The sequence below is a fragment of the Variovorax paradoxus genome (assembly GCF_024734665.1).
Classification (GTDB): domain Bacteria; phylum Pseudomonadota; class Gammaproteobacteria; order Burkholderiales; family Burkholderiaceae_C; genus Variovorax.
Genome location: NZ_CP102931.1, coordinates 311,201 through 330,659, shown reverse-complemented (window position 1 = coordinate 330,659; position 19,459 = coordinate 311,201). Strand labels below are relative to the sequence as shown.

Below are 19,459 nucleotides of genomic sequence, written 5' to 3'. Positions count from 1 at the left end.
CGCGCAAAGCGTCGCAGTGTACGGAGCCACTGTGCCCCCGCGCGTGACGAGGTCTAAGGGCGAGTTACCAAGTGTCTACATAGGCAGAGGCAGCCTCTGGTGCTTTCGTCGCGGACGAGAGGCCACGCACCAACCAGGTGCGCGTGTTGGCCGGATCGATCACCGCGTCGATCTCCAGCGTCTGCGCCATGTGGATTGCTTCGCCGTTCGCATACTGCTGCGCGACCAGTTTCTTGAACAGTGCATCGCGCTCCGCACCCTCGGGTGCAGCGGCCAGTTCCTTGCGAAAACCCAACCGCACAGCACCTTCCAGCCCCATCGCGCCGAATTCGCCGGTGGGCCAGGCCACGGTGAAAACCGGCGCGTCGAAGCCGCCCGCAGTCATCGCCTGCGCGCCCAGCCCGTAGCCCTTGCGAAGCACCACGGCGAAGAATGGCACGCGCAGATGCGAGGCCACCATGAACATGCGGCACACATGGCGCACCTGCGCCTGCGCCTCGATTTCGGGCCCGACCATGAAGCCGGGCGTGTCGCACAACGAAACAATTGGAAGGCCATGCGCATTGCAAAGCTGCATGAATCGCGCGGATTTGTCGGCTGCTTCCACATCGATCGCGCCACCAAGGTGATGCGGGTTGTTGGCCATCAGCCCCACCGGCCGGCCCTCGATGCGCGCAAGCGCAGTGACGATGCCCGCGCCGAAACCCGCGCGCAATTCGAGCAGCGAGCCGGTGTCGGCCACGCCGCGCATCGCGGCACGCACGTCGTACACGCGCAGGCGGTTTTCGGGAACCACGTGGCGCAGCGTGCGCGGGTCGGCGCATTGCCAATCGGTGGTCGCGCCCTGGAAGTACGACAGGTATTGCTTGGCTGCGGCCACCGCCGCAGCTTCGTCTTCCACCAGGATGTCGATCACGCCGTTGCGCGACTGCACACTGCTGGGCCCGATCTGCTCGGGCGCGAAGGTGCCGAGCCCGCCGCCCTCGATCATTGCGGGGCCGCTCATGCCGATGTTGCTGCCCTTCGTGGCGATGATCACGTCGGCGCACCCCAGCAGCGCCGCATTGCCCGCGAAGCATCGTCCGTGCACGATGCCCACCACGGGCACCTTGCCCGACAGCGCCGCGAACTGGCTGAAGGTGTGATTGTTCAGGCCCGCGACGATCGGCATGTCCGTATCGCCGGGACGACCACCGCCACCTTCGGCGAACAGCACCACTGGCAGCTTCAGCTGATGCGCCACCGTCAGCAGCCGGTCTGTCTTGTGGTGGTTGCGCATGCCCTGCGTGCCGGCCAGCACGGTGTAGTCGTAGGCCAGCACGGCGCAGCGCGACACCTCGGGGCCGAACTGCTTCGCGTTGATGCTGCCCAGGCCCGTGACCATGCCGTCCGCGGGCGTGTTGGCGATCAGGTCTTCGAGCGTGCGACGACGCGTTTGTGCGGCGATGGCGAGTGCGCCGTACTCGATGAAGTTGCCAGGGTCGGACTCGGTGTCGCACAGGTCGGCGATGTTCTCGCGCGCGGTGCGGCCGCCTTGTGCGTGCCGCTTGTCGACGGCGGCCTTGCGATTCGCGTCGAGCGTGGGCGCGTGGCGGTCAATGACCTTCTGCAGATCGGGGCGGACCGCATCGAGATCGTGCTCTGCGCTTGCCTCGGCTTGCACGGCTTGCGCGTCGACGGCTTCCAGTTGCACCAGCGACTGGCCTTCGACCAGATAGTCACCGGGCTCGGCCAGCAGCGCGACTACGCGGCCAGCCACCGGCGCGTGCAGCAGGTGCTCCATCTTCATGGCTTCGAGCACGCCGAGTTGCGCGCCTGCGGGCAGCACGTCGCCGACGGCGACTTCGAACTGCACGAGGCGGGCGGGCATCGGGGCCTTGACGGTGAGCTCGTCCGATTCGTCATCGGCGACGACCGCTTGCGCTGCGGGTGTCGCCACCGTCTTCTTTGCATGCTTCTCCAGCACCGCAGCAGCCGCGAGCAGATCGCCCAGATGTGCCTCCACGAAGCGCGTGTGCACCGCCTGCGTCGCAAACTCGGGCCGCGCCGCGATGGCGCGCAGCAGCGAAAGGTTCGTGGCGATGCCGTCGATGTGGCATTCGTCCAGCGCGCGCAGCGAACGGCGCAGGGCGTCTTCGAAGCGCGGCGAGGGCGAGTGCACGATGAGCTTGGCGAGCAGCGTGTCGTAATGCGGCGAAGGCGCGAGGCCCGCGTAGCCGTGCGTGTCCACGCGCACGCCGGGGCCGGCCGGCAGGTCGAAGCGCGCGAGCGTGCCGCCCGAAGGCCGCGCGTTTCCTTGCGCATCGAGCGTCTCCGCGTTGATGCGCCACTGCACCGCGAAGCCGCGCTGCGGCGCGGTGCAATCGGGCTCAACACCAAGTTCGCCCAGCGACTGCCCCGCTGCCACGGCGATCTGCAACTGCACGAGATCCAGCCCCGTCACAGCTTCCGTCACCGTGTGCTCGACCTGCAGGCGCGGGTTCGCCTCGATGAAGACGAAGGGCAGCGTCGTCGATGCCGCATCGACCAGAAATTCGAAGGTGCCGAGGCCGCGATAGCTCACCGTCTTCGCCATGCGCAGCGCAGCTTGCGTGACCTGTGCGCGCAGGGCCTCGGGCAGCGAAGGGCTCGGCGCGATCTCCACCAGTTTCTGAAAGCGCCGCTGCAGCGTGCATTCGCGCTCGCCGAGGCTGGCCACGGCGTGGCCGTCACCCAGCACCTGCACTTCGATGTGCCGCGCATTGCGCATCAGCCGCTCGACATACACGCCTTCGATGCCGAAGGCGGCCTTGGCTTCGGACATGCAGCGCGCATGCGCCTCGGGCAGTTCTTCAGCGTTCAGCACCGCGCGCATGCCGCGCCCGCCACCGCCGCCGATGGCCTTGACCATCACGTCCGCGCCCTTTGCATGCTGCTCGGCGAAGAAGGCCTGTGCCTGCGCGAGCGTCACTGCGCCCACGCTGCCGGGCATCACAGGCACGTCGCATTGCGCGGCCAGTGCGCGTGCGCGCGCCTTGTCGCCGAACAGGCCAAGTTGCTCTGGCGTGGGGCCGATGAAGACAAGGCCGGCATCCGCGCAGGCTTGTGCGAAATCGGCGCGCTCGCTGAGAAAGCCGTAGCCGGGATGCACCGCATCGCAGCCCTGTGCCTTGGCCACCGCGATCAGCGCCGCGACATCGAGATACGCGGAAGGCCCGGTCGCATCGAGCGCGACTGCTGTGTCGGCCAGCTGCACATGCAGCGCCGCCGCATCGTCGCGCGCATGCACCGCCACGCTGGCGATGCCCAGGTCGCGCAGCGCGCGCACCAGACGCACGGCGATCTCGCCGCGGTTGGCAATCAGAACTTTGGAGAACAACAAGCGGGACCTCTCAGCTTTTGTCTTTGAGCAAACGGCGCAGCACCTTGCCCGCGCCGGTCGTTGGCAATGCATCGATGAAACTCACGGCGCGCGGCGCCTTGTAGCTCGCCATGTTGTCGCGCGCCCAGGCGATGAGGGCGTCGGCATCGAGCCCGGCACCTGGCTTGCGCACGATGAATGCCTTCACGACCTCGCCCTTCTCTGCATCGGGCTGCGCGATGACGGCCGCCTGCGCCACTGCCGGGTGCTTGATGAGGATGGTTTCGACCTCTTCGGGGAACACGCTGTAGCCCGAGACCTTGATCATTTCCTTGAAGCGGCCGATGAAGGTGAGATACCCGTCGGCATCGAGCTTGCCCATGTCGCCGGTGTGCACCCAGCCATTGCGCAGCGTGGCAGCAGTGGCTTCGGGCTTGTTCCAGTAGCCCTTGAAGGTGCCCGGGCTGGTGAGCACGATCTCGCCGACCTCGCCCACCGGCATGTCAGCCTGCGTGTCGCCCTCCACGTCGGGATTGACGATGCGGATGGTCACGCCCGGCACTGCGATGCCCTGCGTGCCCCAGCGCGGCGCGTGGTGCGGTGTGTAGGTGTCGCAGGTGTGGGTTTCGCTCAGGCCGTAGGCGGCCTCGAATGAAGTGCAGTTCGGTGCGTGCGTGCGCCATTGCTGCGCCAGCGGCTCGGTGAAGGTGATGCCGAAGCTGGTCACCGGATTCATCTTCAGGCTGCTCAAGTCGAAGCTTGCGATGTCGCTTACCTGCATGCAGGCCACGTTCATCGGCGCGATGCTGTACCACCAGCTCACCTTGTAGGCGGCAATGGCCTGCAGCACGGCGCGTGGGTCGAAACGGTGCAACAGCACCGAAGCCGCACCGGTCAGCACCGGCACGTTGACACCCATCAGCATGCCGGCAATGTGATACAGCGGCGCGATGGACAGCAGCACGTCGCCCGGCCCCACGCCGTTGCAGTCGGCCGCGGCGCGCGTCTTGAAGAGCGCATTGCCGTAGCTCAGCATCGCGCCCTTGGGCAGGCCTGTGGTGCCCGACGTGTAGGTCATGAGCGCCACGTCGTCCATGTCGATGGCCACGGGCTGCGGCTTGGCGTTGCCACGCATCACGGCCAGGAAGTCTTCGTAGCCTTCGGGCACGCTGCGTTCGGCCTTGCGCTCTGCGGCCAGTTCGGCCGGCAGGTCGAGCGACGACGGGTCGGGCAGCAGGTCGGCGTAGTGCACCACGAACACATGTTCGAGCGCGCTCTCCGGCTGCACCTTGCGCACCACCGGCAGCAGCGGTGCGGCCGCGACGATCACGCGCGCCTTCAGGTCGTTGACCTGGTAGGCCAGCTCGTGCTCCTTGTTGAGCGGACCGCTCGGGCAGACGATGGCCCCGATCTTCTGGATGCCGAAGTGGGCGACCAGGTACTGCGGACAGTTGTTGAGAAAGAGCACCACGGGCTCGCCCTTCTTCACGCCCAGTGCCTGCAGGCGCGCCGCGAAGGCGTCGCTGGCGCGGTCGAGTTCGGCCCAGCTCATTGCGTGGCCGTACCAGAGGCAGGCGGTGCTTCCGCCACGCTCGCGTGCGTGGGTGCGCAGGTACTCGTGCAGCGGCTGCTGCGGGCGGTTGGGCAATGTCTCCATGGCGTCACTTTCTCAGGGTTATCGATAGCCGCCTGCACCGGGCAGGCGCTTGCCAATGGTGCATGGTGCACGAACAATCCTACCCATGGGTATAACTTCCGCGACACGGCACAAACCCTCTGGGGACCAGAGCGACACGACGGCGCAGCCGCACCTGCCCCAGGGCACGGGCCGACAGCGCGCAGCCACGCAGGGCACCGACCTGCAGCGCGAGCGCATCCTGCAGGCGGCCGCGCAACTCTTTGCGGCACAGGGCTACGCGAACACCACCATGGCGCAGATCGTGCGCGCACTGGGCGTGACCAAGCCCTTCGTGTACTACTACTTCCGCGACAAGCAGGAGATCTTCGAAACGCTGTCGTGGCGCCCCGCGGTCGACTGCTTCACCGCGCTCGACTTCGCGGCCACCGACCCGCGCCGCGCGAGCGAGAAGGTGCTCGAAGGCATCGAGCGGCTGATTCGCGCGACCATCACGCATCACCCCGTCGCCTTCTTCCCCTACCGCGAGCCGCAGGTGTACCGGCCCGAGTACATCGCCGCGCAGAAGAAGCTCGCGCATCACTTCTACGACCTGCTGTGCCCGCTGCTCGAAGAAGCGCGGCGTGATGGCGATCTCGACTTTGCGGAAACCAAGATCACCGCGCTCGCGGCGTGCAGTTTGCCGGGCTTCCTGTACAGCTGGTACCGCCCGGGCGGGCGCCTGTCGCCCGACGAGGTGGTGGCCGAGCTCACGAAGCTGGCCAGCCGCGTGATCGGACTGCAAGCGAAGAACTGACAAGACAACCACCCCGGAGACAAACCATGAAGTTGAAGAAGGCGCCATTGGCGCGGATCGCCCTTGCCTGCCTGCTGGCCACTGCCGGCGCCGCGCACGCGCAAGCACAGCAGACCTACAAGATCGCCTACATCGATCCGCTCTCCGGCCCCTTTGCCAACGTCGGCGAGCTGATGCTGATGCACACGCCGTACGCCATCGAGGACATCAACGCCAAGGGCGGCGTGCTCGGCGGCACCAAGCTCCAGCTGCTGCAGTTCGACAGCAAGCTCTCGGCGCAGGAGAGCCAGAGCGCGCTGCAGGCGGCGATCGACCAGGGTGCGAAAGCCATCGTCACCGGTGGTTCGGGCTCGTCGGTGGTCACGGCGCTGGTGCAGTCGGTGGCGCGCTGGAACCAGCGCAACCCGGGCAAGGAGCTGATCGTGCTGAACCATTCCTCCATCGACCCCGAGATGACGGGCAAGGGCTGCAGCTTCTGGCACTTCCAGACCGAGGCCAACACGGCGATGAAGATGAAGGCGCTGGCCAATTACATCAAGAAGACTCCTGATGTGAAGAAGGTCTATCTGCTGAACCAGGACTACGCGCACGGCAAGCAGTGGGCCAGCTATGGCCGCCAGCTGGTGGGCCTGGCGCGGCCGGACATCCAGTTCGTGGGCGAGGCGCTGCACCCCATCGGCCGCGTGAAAGACTTCGCGCCGTACATCGCCAACGTGAAGCAGAGCGGGGCCGATTCGGTCATTACCGGCAACTGGGGCCAGGACATGACGCTGCTGCTGAAGGCAGCGGGCGACGCGGGCTACAACCTGCGTTACTTCAACCACAGCGCGGGCTCGGTGCCGGGCACGGTCACTGCGGTGTCGCAGGCGAAGCTGGGGCAGCTGACCTGGGTGGCCGAATGGCACCCGGGCGAGGCTGACACGCCGAAGGTCGACGCGCTGGCCAAGGCCTACAAGGCCAAGACGGGCAAGGACTTCCTCGCGCCGCGCATCGACATGACGCCGCGCCTGCTGGCCGCGGCCATCAACAAGGCCGGCAGCGCCGACACCATCAAGGTGGCGCGGGCGCTCGAAGACCTGACGTTCGACTCGGTGGTGGGGCCGGTACGTATGCGTGCCGAAGACCACCAGTTGCTGCTGCCGCAGGTGGTCAACACCATCGTGCCGGTGGATGGCAAGACCGTGAAGACGGGCTGGGAAGGCACCAACTACGGCTTTCGCACTGACGCGGTCTATACCGGGAACGAGCTGGCGCAGGGGACTGAGTGCAAGATGGTTCGGCCCTGACTCTCTGACTTTCAGGGTGCATGCGAAGAACACCGGGTACTCCCCTCCGCGAATGTCCCCCGCCTTCGGCTCCTCCTTTATTTCGCTGCGGGGAGCACCCGGTGCTCTTCGCACCGGGGCACGCTGCTGGTGATCTCGCGATGAACCACCGCTCTGCCCAACGCTCACGCCGATGGGGTGCCTTGCGCAGCGAAATAAAGGAGGAGGCCGCAGGCCGGGGGACATTCGCGGAGCAAGGCACCCCGTCGGTGTGAGCTCGCCCTGAATGAACTCCCCAGCCTAAGGGAAACCCCGTCCTGCCTGCCCCCCATGCCATCGGGATACTCCGGTTGTTACACCCCGGATATCAGAGGCGGGTCCATTCCAAAGGCACAACAAGACCATGGCAGGCAAAAACTCGCTCTACCCGATCCCGCATCCGGCGAAGAAACCCTTCGTCGGGAATCTGCTGTCGATCGGGTCCGACTCTCCCGTGCTCGACATGTGGAAGATCGCGCAAGACCTCGGTGGTATCTACTGGCTGGACATGCCGGGCATGCCGGTGATCGTGGTGTCGTCGCCCGCGCTGGTCGACGAACTCTGCGAGGAGCCGCGCTTCGACAAGAGCACGCGCGGTGCATTGCGACGGCTGCGCGCCGCCTCGCACGGGCTCTTCACTTCGGACACGCACGAGGAGACCTGGTCGAAGCCGCACAACATCCTGCTGGCCAACTTCAGCCAGCGCGCGATGCAGGCCTATCACCCGATGATGCTGGACATCGCGGGGCAGCTGGTCACCAAGTGGGAGCGCCTGAACTTCGACGAAGAGGTGGACGTGGTGCGCGACATGACCGCGCTCACGCTCGACACCATAGGCCTGTGCGGCTTCGGCTATCGCTTCAACTCGTTCTACCGCGAGGGCTTTCATCCCTTCGTCGATGCGATGGTGCGCACGCTGGAGACGGTGCAGAACCGCCGCGGCCTGCCGCTCGAAGAGCTGATGCTGAAGAAGGAGCTCACGCAGCAGCGCAAGGACATCCGCTACATGCACAAGATGGTGGAAGACATCATCGAAGAGCGGCGCACGAGCGGCGCCGACATCGCCACCAAGCCCGACCTGCTGAGCTACATGATCGCGGGCGTGGACAAGAAGAGCGGCGAGCAGCTCACCGACAAGATGATCCGCGACGAGTGCATCGAATTTCTCATCGCGGGGCATGAAACCACCAGCGGCCTGCTGTCCTTTGCCATCTACTTCCTGCTGAACAGTCCCGAGGCCATGGCCAAGGCGCAGGCCGAGGTCGACAACGTGTTCGGCCCCGACACCACGCAGAAGCCCACCTACGCGCAGGTCAACCGCCTGCAGTACGTGATGCAGGTGCTGAAGGAATCGCTGCGCCTGTACCCGACCGCGCCCGCGATCTCGATGCGCGCCAAGGAAGACACGAAGATCGGCGGCCAGTACACGATCAAGAAGAACAACATGATCATCATGCATGCGCTGGCGCTGCATCGTGACAAGGGCATCTGGGGCGAGGATGCCGACCAGTTCAACCCCGACAACTTCACGCGCGAGGCCGAGCGCGAGCGGCCGGTGAACGCATTCAAGCCCTTCGGCAACGGGCAGCGCGCCTGCATCGGGCGGCAGTTTGCGCTGCAGGAGGCGGTGCTCACGCTGGGGATGATCCTGCAGCGCTTCAACCTCGTGGACCACACGGGCTACAAGCTGAAGATCAAGGAAGCGCTGACGATCAAGCCCGAGAACTTCAAGATCAAGGCGCTGCTGCGCGACCCGGCTTCGCGTCCGCGCGGCAACATGACCGACGCGGCCGCAGCCCCCGTGCAGCCCGTGCAAGCTGCCGCGCGCAAACCCCAGACAGCACGCCATGGCACCTCGCTGCTGGTGCTGCAGGGCTCCAACCTCGGCACGGCCGAAGACCTTGCGCGCCAACTCGCCGAGGCCGGCGAGATGCGCGGCTTCTCCACGCAGCTGGCCTCGCTCGACGACTATGCCGAGCGGCTGCCTGCCAACGGCGCGGTGGCCATCGTCTGCGCCTCGTACAACGGCGTGGCGCCCGACAACGCGGCCGAGTTCCATCGCTGGCTCGACAAGGCCGACGATTCGCTCAACGGCGTGCGCTTCAGCGTGTTCGGCTGCGGCAACACCGACTGGGCCGCCACCTACCAGGCCGTGCCGCGCCGCATCGACGAGCGGCTCGAAGCACTGGGCGCCACGCGCGTGCATCCGCGCGGCGAAGGCGATGCGCGCGAGGACATGGACGGCGCCTTCCAGGACTGGAGCGACGCGCTCTGGCCCGAGCTGGTGAAGGCCTTCGACATCAAGACCGGCGCCGACACGCCCGTGCAGAGCGAACCGCTCTACACGCTCGAAGAGCTGCCGCCGCCGCAGAAGAACGCGATCGTCGATGCGCTGGGCGCGGTGGCGCTGCGGGTGATCGAGAACCGCGAGCTGCAAAGCGGAGGCAACGGAGAAGCCGGCCGCTCCACGCGCCACGTCGAGCTGATGCTGCCCGAGGGCCTGATCTACCGCGCCGGCGACCACCTGAGCGTGGTGCCGCGCAACAGCCCGGCGCAGGTCGAACGCGCGATGGCGCGCTTCGGCTTCGATCGCACGGCCCACGTGCGCCTGCATGCTGGCGCGGGCCGCAAGGCAGCGCTGCCAGTGGAGCAGGTGATTGCGGTCGACCGCCTGCTGGGCGACTACGTCGAGCTGCAGGACGTGGCCACGCGCAAGCAGATCGCCACGCTCGCGGCCTACACCGAGTGCCCGTTCACCAAGCCCAGGCTCGCGGCGCTGTCGGGCAGCGACGAGGCTTCGCAGGCCGCATACAAGGCCGACGTGCTCCACAAGCGCAAGTCGCTGCTCGACCTGCTGGAAGAGCACCGCGCCTGCCAGGTGCCGTTCGCTGTGTTTCTCGAAATGCTGTCGCCGCTGTCGCCGCGCTACTACTCGATCTCTTCGTCGCCGACGATGACGCCGGGCAAGTGCAGCGTGACGGTGGGTGTGGTGAGCGGCCCGGCCAAGTCGGGCATCGGTACTTTCGAGGGCGTGTGCTCCAACTTCCTGGCGCGCGCAGAGGCCGGCGACACGGTGCACGGCGTGGTGCGCGAGACCACGGCCGAAGGCTTCCGGCTGCCGGACGATGCGAGCCGACCGCTCATCATGGTCGGCCCAGGCACGGGCCTCGCACCGTTCCGTGGGTTCCTGCAGGAGCGCGCGGCGCAGATCGAGGCAGGCAACGCGCTCGGCGAGGCGCTGCTGTTCTTCGGATGCCGCCATCCCGAGCAGGACTTCATCTACGCCGACGAACTCCAGGCCTGGGCGCACCGCGGCGTGATGAAACTGCACACCGCGTTCTCGCGCGCGGGCGAGCGCAAGGTCTATGTGCAGGACCTGATCCGCGAGCAGGCCGCCGAAGTGTGGAAGCTGCTGGAGGCCGGCGCGGTGGTCTACGTGTGCGGCGACGGCTCGCGCATGGAGCCCGACGTGCGGCGCACGCTGAGCGATCTGGCGCGCGAGCATGGGCACGACAGCACGGCGTGGATGGACAAGATGATTGCCGACCAGCGCTACGTGCTGGACGTGTGGGCCGGCAGCTGAAAGGAAGCCCGTGGAGGCCTCGTCAGGCCTCCAGTGCCGACATGTGGTCCTCGAAGGTGCCGCGAACGTGCCAGCCGTCCGGGGTCAGCGCCATCACCTTGTCGGAGAGGCCATTGGGCCCCGCCTCGGCCTTGACCTCGGCAGCGGCTGAACACATGAGGCCCAGCATGGTCTCGGCCGTGATCGACTTCCCCCGGGCCTCGAAGCTCGCCCCGCTGTCCATGAAGTAGATGACGCTGCGGCTCGGCACCACGGCTATCAACTCGCCCTTGAACCCTTGTGACAGCTGCTCCCAGAGGTCCGGCAGCAGCAGCATGCAGGCCTCAAAGTCGTCGCCCGTCACCAGGGCCTTGTACATGACAAGATCCTGCGTGCCGAGATTGGGCTCCACCTGCCGGAGCATGTTGTCGATCGCCAGTTCGTACAGCGACTGCGGGTCGAGCCCCGTTTCCGCCATGCCTTCGTGCGTCAGCGTGACGAACTGCGTGGGCGTGTCGAGCGCGAACGTCATCAGCAGATCGGAATCGCCAGCGAAGGGGTAGGCCACGGGCGTCTGCGCCTCGCGGTTGCCGCCCCGCGCCTCGATCTGGTCGAGCATCGGCTGCACGGCTTCGAGGAAGTCGACGTGCTTGATGCGGGGATAGACGGGCGGCAGGTCGGGGTACATGACTCCGCTATTGTTTTGGGCGGGGCCGCTGCGGCACAAGTGACGGAAGTCATGGTCGCGCGAGCCGGCTTTGCAAAACGCCCGCCCGGTCCCACCAGATTGTTGGGGCGATAGCAATCTATCGTGCTACTGGCGTTTCAGGCTCGAATTGCTACGATTTGCTTCGTCAGTCAGAACACCAGGGAGATTTCATGCCAATAGGCACCGCGCAGCTTGCGCGTGTTCTCACCGCTTCCTCGTCTGCAATGCCTGCGTTCGGCAACGAGCCGGCACTGGAGCCCATCGCGATTGAAGGCGAAGAGGGTTTGAGCCGTCTTTTTCGCTATACCCTGACCCTCGCCACCCCCGAACAGCAGGGCTACAACGAGCGTCAGGCGGCCAATGTCGCCATCAAGCAGTTGATCGGCGAGACGCTCACCACGCACATCGTTCTGGATGGCAGGCCCGGCTCAGGTCCGGAGCAGCGCCACATCTCAGGGCTGGTCACGCGCGTGCGCTTCCTGCGGCTGGAAAATCGCCGCGCGCTGTACGAAGCCGTCGTCGAGCCTTGGCTCACTCTGGCAACGCGCACGAGCGACTACCGCATCTTCCAGAACGAAGACGTGCTGGGCATCGTCAAGACTGTTCTCGGCAAGTACGGCTTGCCCTTCGAGATACGGGCCACGCGAAGCTATCCGGCTCGTGAGTTCCAGGTCCAGTACGGGGAAACCGACTACGACTTCATTGCCCGGCTGCTGCACGAGTGGGGCCTGTACTACTGCTTCGTGCACGAAGAAAACAACCACAAGCTGGTGATCGTGGACGACATGGCCTCTCACCAGCCCTTCGCGCACGCGGGCTATCAGACCATTCCTTTCCATGCCGCCGACGCGACCGCACGCGAAGAACGCTGCGACCGCTTCAATGCGCATGAGGAATTGCAAAGCGGCCGCTGGGTCACCGACGACTTCGACTTCAAGCGCCCCAAGGCCGAGTTGCAGCAAGTCAGTGCCATGCCGCGCAAGACCGCGCAAAACACATGGGAGCACTACAGATGGCCGGGCGACTACGTCGTCGAATCCGAAGGCGAGCAATTGGTGCGCACGCGCATGGAGGAGGTCGGCAGTCAGGGCGAGCGTGCCAGCGGCTCGGGCAACCTGCGTGCGGTGGTGCCGGGCTGCCTGCTCACGCTGGAGCGCCATCCTCAGAACGAAGCGAATCGGCAGTACCTCGTGACGAACACACACCTGCGACTGCAGGACGTGGGCGATGCAAGCTCGCAGCAGGAGTTCGAATGCCGGGTGGACTTCGAGGTCATCCCGACGAGCAAGGTTTTTCGTGCGCCAGTGCCGCCGGAGCCAAGGCCGCGCACCACAGGTCCGCAGACCGCCATCGTCACGGGCCCGGCGGGCCGCGAGATCTGGACCGACGAATACGGCCGCGTGAAACTGAGCTTTCACTGGAACCGCTATTGCACCAAGGACGAGAACAGTTCGTGCTGGATTCGTGTTTCCTCGCCTTGGGCAGGTACCAACTTCGGCGGCATCCAGATCCCGCGCATCGGGCAAGAGGTGATCGTCGACTTCGAGAATGGCGACCCCGACCGGCCTATCGTGACGGGCCGCGTCTACAACGCCGACAACATGCCGCCGTGGAGCTTGCCCGACAACGCCACGCAGAGCGGCCTGCTCACACGCAGCTCCGAGGGCGGCAGCGGTGCCAACGCCAATGCCTTGCGCTTCGAGGACAGGAAAGGCCAGGAACAGGTGTGGCTGCACGCCGAGCGCAACCAGGACATCGAGGTCGAGCATGACGAAACCCACTCGGTGGGCCGCGACCGCAGCAAGAAAGTGGGCCGCAACCAGATGGCCACGATCGGCATGGCCTACATGCACAACGTGGGCCTCGCCAAGATGGTGAATATCGGCCTGGCCTACTCCTTCAACGTCGGCATGCTGCGCAACACCGTCGTCGGCATGATGGACAACACCATGGTCGGCAAGACCCAGACCACCAAGGTCGGCGAGAAGTACCTGCTGTCCGTGGGCGGAGACAAGGGTAGCCACATCGAGATGGACGGCAAGACCATCTCGTTGCGGGTGGGCGCGTCGGTGGTGCAGCTCAAGGCCGACGGCTCGATTGCCGTCACGGGCAAGAAGATCAATATCACGGCGCAAGGCGACGACGTGACCGTCAACGGCGAGCACATCTGGCTCAACCCCATGGGCGGTGGCGCCGCTCTGCAACCCAACGCGGTGCCGACCCCACCGCCGGCCGAGCCGCCGGGCAGCCCGCTGGCGAGCCTGGGCGCACTGATGGGCGGCAACCCCGCCGACCTGCTTGGCAAGGCGGGGCAGCTCGCCTCGATCGCCCAGCAGGTGGCCGGGGGCGGCGGTGGAGGCGGCGAAGCTGCAGGCCATGCGACACAAGTGCTCGGCACTGTCTCGGCCGCGGTCTCCGCCGGCGTCGGAATGCTGGCGGCGGACAAGGGCAACGCCCATGGCTGAGCCCGCGCCGCCGATCCCCGCGCCGCGCCTGAGGCAATTGCGCAACGGCACCCCCTTTCCACACTTCCAGTTCGACAAGATGGGCAAGGGGCGGCGCTTCCACGACGTGGTGGTGGTGTGCGCGAGCTTCGTGCTCGCGCCCGGCCGGCTCGAACCGGCGGCGTTTCATCGCGGCCCGGTCTTCGCCGACGAGCCCTGGGATGCCGCGCACGCCACGCTGTCGAGCTTGCGCATGGCGACCGACGTGCTGCTGCTCAAGCCCGACGCCGATGTCTACGTGACGGGCACCGCGCACGCCCTCGACTGGACGCCAAGGCGCGATTGGCGCGCGGAGCTGCAGGTGCACAGGCACCATGACGCACCGCTGCTGCACAAGGCGCTGCGTCTGACCGGGCCGCGCCACTGGGACTGGCAGCCGGACGCCGCGCAGCGCAGCCTGTCCGACGCGCAGCCCACGCTCGCCGTGCCGCTGCGCTACGAGCTCGCCTACGGCGGATGGGGATTCGACCAGGGCGACGACGAATCGGCCCCGCCCCGCACCCACTCGGCCAACCCCTGCGGCACCGGATGGTTCGGTAGCGCAGCCCGCGAGGATCATCCCGGGGCGCGCCATGCCGCCGGACAGCCGTTCCCCGGCCCGCAGATCGAGCACACCGATGCACCGCTGCAGCACGCCAACCACAAGGACGCCCAGCCCGTCGGCTTCGGGCCGGTCGCGCGCTTCTGGCAGCCGCGCGTCGCGCTGGCGGGAACCTACGACGACGCCTGGCGCGAACGCCACGCTGGACAGCCCTACATGGACTACGCCGACGATTTCGACGAACGCTTCTTCCAGTACGCCCCCGCCGACCAGGTCGTGGCCGGTGGCCTGCGGGGCGACGAATCCCTTCGCATGAGCGGCTTCTTCGCCTCGACGCCCTGCACCGAGACCCAGCTCCCGCACCTGTGGATCGAGGCGCTGTGCAGGAACGGGGACGGCATCGAGCGCAGCGAAGCCATGAAGCTCGACACCGTGCACATCGACCTCGACGAGATGCTCGTGCACCTGACCTGGCGGCTCACGCTCGACCAGGCGCTCGACACGGTGGCGGTCGACCTCTTCGAGCGGCCAATCACCGAAGTCATCGCGGCCGGTGGCGCCGCGCGTCAAGGGATACCGGCATGAGCGCCGAAAAGCACATCGCAGATGCGGAGTCGCGGTTCATGGTGGTCAACGTGGCGCCGGACTTCTGCATCGTCGGCAACCAGGTCGTTCCCTTCGACATCGTGTCGATCCTTCCGCCCGAGAAAGCGGCCTACTCGCACACCGTGTTCGCGCGCAGCGAGAAGGTGCTGATGGTCGACAGCATCGTCAAGGGCGTGGCGGGCAACGCGGGCAGCGGCGTGCGCTCGGGGGTCTCGCTCGGCGCGGGCAACGTGAAGATCATCTCCGGCTCGCAGACGGTCTTCGTCGAGAGCCGCCCCGTGGCCCGCCACGGCGATCTCTGCGAGATGAACGGGGCCGCCTGATGAGCTCGATTCCCGACGACAAGAAGACGCTGGGGCAGGTGCTGTCCACGTCTTCCTCGTCGTCGCCCTCTTCCTCCTTCTCGCCCCCCTCTTTCAACAGCAACGGCACGCTCGGCAGGGTGCTGACCTTCGAGGTGCCCAAGGGGCCGATGGTGCGGCGCCGGCCCGGCATCTGCAGCGAGCGGTACGAGCGGGAAAAGGCAGACTTCGAAAAGATACCGTGGTACGAGCGGATGTGGATCGGCACTGGTCGCGACGCGCGCCTTGAGCCCACGGATGCGCTGCAGGCCGCGAAGACATTTCAGCAGGCATGCGAAAAGATGCCAGATGAAATCCCCAAGTCGGCGCTGGACGACAAGCTCCAGCAGCTGAACGACCACTACACCGGCAAGAACCCCTTGCCGCCCGAACAGTCCTTGGAGCTCAAGAGAAGAGTCTCTTTCCTGCAGGACGTCTATACGCCGGGGCCACGCTGGGAGAACGGGCTTTCCGGCAGCGAAAGTGCCTGGCTGAGTGCGCAGAACCTGCGCTTCGGCAACACGCTGGGCATCGCCTTGCTGGGTCCGATCTTCGGCGCCCCCGGTGCGGCCACGCGTGTACTCGGAGGAAGCGAGGAGCAAGTAGCGGCGGCCAATCAAGTCGGCGCGGCCGCATTCGACATGGCCGCTGCGCATGTGGGTCTTGGCGGAAAGAAGAATGCCCCCGAGCCTCTGCCAAGACCCGGGGAGAACGCTCGCGGCGCCCCCCTCGAACCGGTCGGCCGGCCCGTCGGAGGAAAGTCTTCGACGCAGAATCCGCCACCGGAGCCCCCGGCACAAGGCACTGTCGTTCGACGCCTCCCGCCTCCCCCTCCAGCACCACCGCCAAGGCCTACGGTTCAGTACGACAAGAAACAACTACAGGCCAAGTACAAGCACGCCAAGGACTTCGGCGTGAACGATCCTTGGGGCAAGAATGCGGCCGCAAACTATCAATCAGCCTTGGAAGCGCACGTGCAGGATCCGGGCACACAGATGTTCAACGGAACGTATCGTGGCGACCCTGTCATCCACTACCTCAATCCCTCCACGGGCCTGAATGTCATGACGGATACTTCTCACAACTTTCTTTCCGGGTGGCGGCTCAATCCGGCCCAGATCAACAACGTCCAAACACGAGGCAGCCTGTGACGAACGACAAGTACGACTTCGACAAGGAAGTGAACATCACTCTGCCTCAAGCCAAGATGGCCATCCTGATGGAAATCTGTACCAAGATTGCCCAGTTTGGTCTCTCGCCGGAAGAAGAGCATGTCCTGAGAGAGATCGAATCCGCAGCCGAGTCAGAAATCGATTTCATCTTCGACCCGGACTACAAATCGGTGATGGAGAGCATCAGGAGAAAGCTCAGAGCCGAGCTTGACCTTTAGGCGTAGCCGCTCGGCTGCGCTTCCCGGATCTGACGAAGACCGACAGACAACCTCCTTCAGCTCTCTCGATCAGGGTCCGGATAAACCAGCGGCCCCAGCACCCCACGATTGAAGGGCTTCCACTCACCCTCCGGCTGCGCCAGCCGGTCGGCCACCGCATAGAGCACCGCCGGGTGCGCGCCCAGCCCCAGGTGGCTGGCGATGACTTCGATGTTCTCCGACTGCGGGCCGGTCTTCTCGATGCTGCAGCGCCATGCGACGACACCGTCGGTGCGGCTGAAGATCGAGGTGGTCGGCACGGGCGGCGTGGGCTGCACGAACTTCATGCGGCGCGGGTCGTGCGAGCTCTGGCCGCTCACGCCTTCGTACACGCGCCATGCGTTGGTGGCGCGCGGGCTGCCGGAGAACGGGCTGCCCAGCGTGATGACGTTGCGGATCATGGGCGCATAGGAAGACGCCAGCAGCCGCGCATACACGCCGCCGAGGCTCCAGCCGATCACGCTGACCTTCTGGCCGCTGTTGTCGTGCAGGGTCTTCAGCAGCTCGACCATGCCGTCTTCCACGCCTTCGCGCGGACCGAAGTTGCGGCCCAGGCCCCAGCCGTGCGCGTCGTAGCCGCGGCTGCACAGGTAGCGGCGCAGCAGCAGCGTGGAGCCATCGCCCGCCACGAGGCCCGGCAGCACGAGCACCGGGTGCCCATCGCCGCGCGGCGTGAGTTGCAGCAGCGGCCACATGGCGATGCCGGCGCCGGTTTCCCAGAGCGCGCGGGCTTCGGCCAGCAGCAGGAGGCGCGACGGTGGTGCGACAGGTTCCTTGGCGTGGGTGGCGGTGGTCATGATGATGGATGGATCCTTTTTGGTTTTTATCTTCTTCAAGACGAACATGAGGCCGAAAGAATCAATGCCCCGTCGGACAACAACGTCATTTATCCGAGGTATTTGCCCCTCAGGTAATCAAGGTAAGCCCTCGATTCGCTGGAAACATACGGGGAAACCAGCGTGAGCGTGTAGAAAGCCGCCAGACCGGGGTCGGCCTGCGCCAGCGCGTCGCGCCCCGGCACGAGCCGCTCGAACGACAGCCAGCAGGTGGTGGTGAAGACCATCTGCAGCGCCAGGATGCGCGCCTGCTCCGCGCTGGTCTCGATCACACCCGAGGCCACCAGGCCTTCGCACAGCGTCTGCGCGGCCAGCAGGTTCTGCGCGGTGAGGGCCTGCGCACGCTGGCCCAGCGCCGGGTATTCGCTGGCCAGGAAGGCCATGTCGCGATAGATGAAGCGGTATTCGTCGATGGCCTCGAAGCGCAGGTGCAGCGCGAGCCAGAGGTCGTCGATGGCTGCGATCGATGCTGACGAGCCGTTCAGGGCCTCGAGCCGTTGCTCGAAGCGCCGGAACAGCCATTCGACGATCAGTTGCTTGGCCTTGAAGTGGTAGTGCAGGTTGCCCGGGCTGATGCCGAGCTCGGCTGCGATCTTGTGGGTCGACACGGCCGCGAGGCCTTGCGCGTTGAACAGCGCGAGGCTGGCCTGCAGGATGCGGTCGCGTGTGGTGTTGGAACTGGCCACAACCGGCTTGTCGGGTTGTCGCTCAGCGTTTGGCGCCGCGGCCACGGGAGGTGGCGGCGCCGGTGCCTTCGCCTTCGAGTTGCGCCACGCGTTCGCGCAGTTGCGCAACCTCGTCGCGCAGGGCCTGCACTTCGGCGGGGCCGGGCATGCCCAGGCGTTGCATGGCGGTGGCGACGCGCTGGTCGAACACGTCCTCGAACTTGCGGATGCCGAAGCTGTCGAGGCTGGGGACCTTGCCCTGCCCGATGCCGAGCAGGCCTTCGATCACGTTGGCCTGGCGCTTGGCGACGTCGTTGCGCACGTTGTCCAGCGCCTTGAGGCCGGCGCGCAGCAGGACTTCGGCCTTGCCGGGCTCGGCGGGCTTCTTCGTTGCCGCGGGCGCCTTCTTCGCGGCCGGCGTCTTCTTCTTTGCAGGCGCCGCCCTCTTCTTCAACTTTGCAGTTTCGTCAGGACGGGTCGCCATGCAGTGCTCCAGATGCCGGAAAAAAGAAAAGGGGCGCAAAGCGCCCCGGGGGTCAGGCCGCCTTGCGGGCAGCAGCGCGGCGAACCGGCTTCTTGGCGACGGCGGCCTTGGCCTTCACCGTGCGAACCGGCTTGGCTTCTTCGGCGCCGCTCACGCGGGCTTCGATCTGCTTGGTGCCGGCGACGATCTTGTCGGCGATCTGCACCGAGACGGTGGCGATCGGCTGGTTCAGCGCGCCCAGTGCGTTGATCACCGAGGTGGCAACCGGCGATTCGACGCGAGCCACGCGGCTGGCGACCGATTCGATACCGCTGGTGGTGCCGGCGGCAACGCGGTCCATCACGTTCACGATGCGGCTGGTGTCGATGTCCAGGCGGTTGGCCAGGAAGCCGTTGATCTTTTCTTGCGCGCCGATCAGGTTGGCCTTGACCTGCTCGCTCACCAGCGGAATCTGGCGGCTGCCGAGGAAGTTGCTGTAGCGCGAAGCGGCGCCGCCCAGGAGGCGATGCACGCCGGTGCGGTAAGCGCCGACCAGGGTCTTGCCAGCGTCGTTGTATTGACCGACGACGTGAACAGCTGCGGAAGCGATGGTGGTTTGCGTGGACATGGTGATTTCCTTGAAGTTGAAAGGCTCGCGAAGGAAACGGTATGTCTTTCGCGATGGGCCTATCTTCTTCTGCAGGGCCTAGGCCTGAAAAACTAGAAC

Annotated in this window: 15 protein-coding genes; 8 read left to right on the top strand and 7 right to left on the bottom strand. The window is 66.1% G+C overall.

The window, feature by feature from the left end; genetic code table 11:
* Positions 1-64 precede the first annotated feature (64 nt).
* Both NWF24_RS01560 and NWF24_RS01555 read right to left on the bottom strand, forming a co-directional pair.
* On the bottom strand, positions 65-3,358 hold the full coding sequence (locus NWF24_RS01560; protein ID WP_258355408.1) for a carboxyl transferase domain-containing protein: 3,294 nt from the start codon (positions 3,356-3,358) through the stop codon (positions 65-67).
* Between the two features lie 13 nt (positions 3,359-3,371).
* Positions 3,372-4,997 carry an AMP-binding protein gene (locus tag NWF24_RS01555; RefSeq protein WP_258352699.1) on the bottom strand — a complete coding sequence of 542 codons (1,626 nt, stop codon included), beginning with the start codon at positions 4,995-4,997 and terminating at the stop codon, positions 3,372-3,374.
* 85 nt (positions 4,998-5,082) lie between these two features.
* Between NWF24_RS01555 and NWF24_RS01550 the strand changes: the two genes are divergently transcribed.
* The 3 genes from NWF24_RS01550 to NWF24_RS01540 all read left to right on the top strand — a co-directional run bounded on the left by NWF24_RS01550 (position 5,083) and on the right by NWF24_RS01540 (position 10,659).
* Complete coding sequence (locus NWF24_RS01550) at positions 5,083-5,772, top strand: TetR/AcrR family transcriptional regulator (protein ID WP_093078947.1); 690 nt, start codon at positions 5,083-5,085, stop codon at positions 5,770-5,772.
* A 26-nt stretch (positions 5,773-5,798) separates the two neighbouring features.
* Entirely contained in the window at positions 5,799-7,058 is a 1,260-nt protein-coding gene (locus NWF24_RS01545; protein ID WP_258352698.1) for a branched-chain amino acid ABC transporter substrate-binding protein, read from the top strand.
* A gap of 382 nt (positions 7,059-7,440) precedes the next feature.
* The gene (locus tag NWF24_RS01540) at positions 7,441-10,659 is read left to right on the top strand and encodes a bifunctional cytochrome P450/NADPH--P450 reductase (RefSeq protein WP_258352697.1); all 3,219 of its coding nucleotides are present in this window, start codon (positions 7,441-7,443) and stop codon (positions 10,657-10,659) included.
* A gap of 22 nt (positions 10,660-10,681) precedes the next feature.
* On the opposite strand, the gene NWF24_RS01535 is transcribed toward NWF24_RS01540, so the two are convergent.
* The gene (locus tag NWF24_RS01535) at positions 10,682-11,326 is read right to left on the bottom strand and encodes a hypothetical protein (RefSeq protein ID WP_258352696.1); all 645 of its coding nucleotides are present in this window, start codon (positions 11,324-11,326) and stop codon (positions 10,682-10,684) included.
* Positions 11,327-11,517: 191 nt separating this feature from the next.
* On the opposite strand from NWF24_RS01535, the gene NWF24_RS01530 reads away from it, so the two are divergent.
* Genes NWF24_RS01530 through NWF24_RS01510 form a run of 5 tightly spaced genes read left to right on the top strand, consistent with a single transcriptional unit; the run spans position 11,518 to position 16,729 of the window.
* On the top strand, positions 11,518-13,812 hold the full coding sequence (locus NWF24_RS01530) for a type VI secretion system Vgr family protein (RefSeq protein WP_093078954.1): 2,295 nt from the start codon (positions 11,518-11,520) through the stop codon (positions 13,810-13,812).
* A complete protein-coding gene (locus NWF24_RS01525) occupies positions 13,805-14,977 on the top strand; it encodes a DUF2169 family type VI secretion system accessory protein (protein ID WP_258352695.1) in 1,173 nt (390 codons plus the stop codon). Before NWF24_RS01530 ends, NWF24_RS01525 begins: the two co-directional genes overlap by 8 nt.
* On the top strand, positions 14,974-15,321 hold the full coding sequence (locus NWF24_RS01520; protein ID WP_093078957.1) for a PAAR-like domain-containing protein: 348 nt from the start codon (positions 14,974-14,976) through the stop codon (positions 15,319-15,321). The genes NWF24_RS01525 and NWF24_RS01520 overlap by 4 nt, the downstream gene beginning before the upstream one ends.
* A complete protein-coding gene (locus tag NWF24_RS01515) occupies positions 15,321-16,490 on the top strand; it encodes a colicin D domain-containing protein (RefSeq protein ID WP_218137524.1) in 1,170 nt (389 codons plus the stop codon). The genes NWF24_RS01520 and NWF24_RS01515 overlap by 1 nt, the downstream gene beginning before the upstream one ends.
* Positions 16,487-16,729, top strand: coding sequence for a hypothetical protein (locus NWF24_RS01510; protein ID WP_093078958.1), 243 nt, complete (start codon positions 16,487-16,489; stop codon positions 16,727-16,729). The genes NWF24_RS01515 and NWF24_RS01510 overlap by 4 nt, the downstream gene beginning before the upstream one ends.
* 56 nt (positions 16,730-16,785) lie before the next feature.
* Here the strand turns inward: NWF24_RS01510 and NWF24_RS01505 are convergent, their stop codons facing one another.
* From NWF24_RS01505 to NWF24_RS01490, 4 genes are all read right to left on the bottom strand, one after another.
* Positions 16,786-17,565: an esterase/lipase family protein gene (locus tag NWF24_RS01505; RefSeq protein ID WP_093178436.1), complete on the bottom strand. Its 780-nt coding sequence runs from the start codon at positions 17,563-17,565 to the stop codon at positions 16,786-16,788.
* A gap of 89 nt (positions 17,566-17,654) precedes the next feature.
* Entirely contained in the window at positions 17,655-18,290 is a 636-nt protein-coding gene (locus tag NWF24_RS01500; protein WP_093057664.1) for a TetR/AcrR family transcriptional regulator, read from the bottom strand.
* A 22-nt stretch (positions 18,291-18,312) separates the two neighbouring features.
* Positions 18,313-18,753: a phasin family protein gene (locus NWF24_RS01495; RefSeq protein WP_258352694.1), complete on the bottom strand. Its 441-nt coding sequence runs from the start codon at positions 18,751-18,753 to the stop codon at positions 18,313-18,315.
* A gap of 52 nt (positions 18,754-18,805) precedes the next feature.
* Positions 18,806-19,360: a hypothetical protein gene (locus tag NWF24_RS01490; protein WP_258352693.1), complete on the bottom strand. Its 555-nt coding sequence runs from the start codon at positions 19,358-19,360 to the stop codon at positions 18,806-18,808.
* Positions 19,361-19,459 lie beyond the last annotated feature (99 nt).